Source organism: Neorhizobium sp. BETTINA12A (assembly GCF_023006485.1).
Taxonomy (GTDB): domain Bacteria; phylum Pseudomonadota; class Alphaproteobacteria; order Rhizobiales; family Rhizobiaceae; genus Neorhizobium.
In genome coordinates this window covers 1-491 of the sequence record NZ_JALBGW010000371.1, presented here as the reverse complement: position 1 = coordinate 491, position 491 = coordinate 1, and the positions used below count along the sequence as shown (strand labels likewise).

The following is a 491-nucleotide window of genomic DNA, read 5'->3' as shown; positions in this document are numbered from 1 at the left end:
GGCGGACTGGCGCCGCCGTCGCTGCTCATCCTCGACGAACCGACCAACCATCTGGATATCGATTCCATCGCCGCGGTTGAGGCCGGGTTGCGCGCCTATGACGGCGCGCTGCTGGTGGTCAGCCACGACGAGGTGTTTCTTCAGGCGATCGGCATCACCCGCCGGCTGGAGCTGGGTTAGAGCCGGTCAGGCGGCCGGGGAACCGATCAGCGCGTCGGTCGTCACCAGATTGACGCCGGCCTCGGCGAACTGGGCATTGTAGCGGCGGATGATGGCGGCGGCGCTCTCCTGCGGCTGATCGAGCGTACTGTGGGCGTCGGCAACCACCGTCACCTTCAGCCCGGCCGCGATCGCCCCCTGCACCGTGCCGGCGACGCAGAAATCCGTCTGGGCGCCGAGGATCACCACCTCGGGCGCACCCTGGTTCTCGACCCATTGGCCGAGTTCCGGATTGCTGAACGAGTCCCGGACGGTTTTTGAGAAGGTGGGCT

General features: G+C 67.2%; 1 protein-coding gene and 1 pseudogene. One reads left to right on the top strand and one right to left on the bottom strand.

All coding sequences use genetic code 11. The annotated features are described in order from the left end of the window. Positions 1-180: pseudogene (locus MOV61_RS30225) on the top strand (ABC transporter ATP-binding protein); the annotation flags it as partial. Between the two features lie 6 nt (positions 181-186). Here MOV61_RS30225 and MOV61_RS30220 read toward each other — a convergent pair. Beyond that, positions 187-491: isochorismatase family protein (locus MOV61_RS30220; protein ID WP_247139216.1), on the bottom strand; the 305-nt coding region annotated here is incomplete at its 5' end.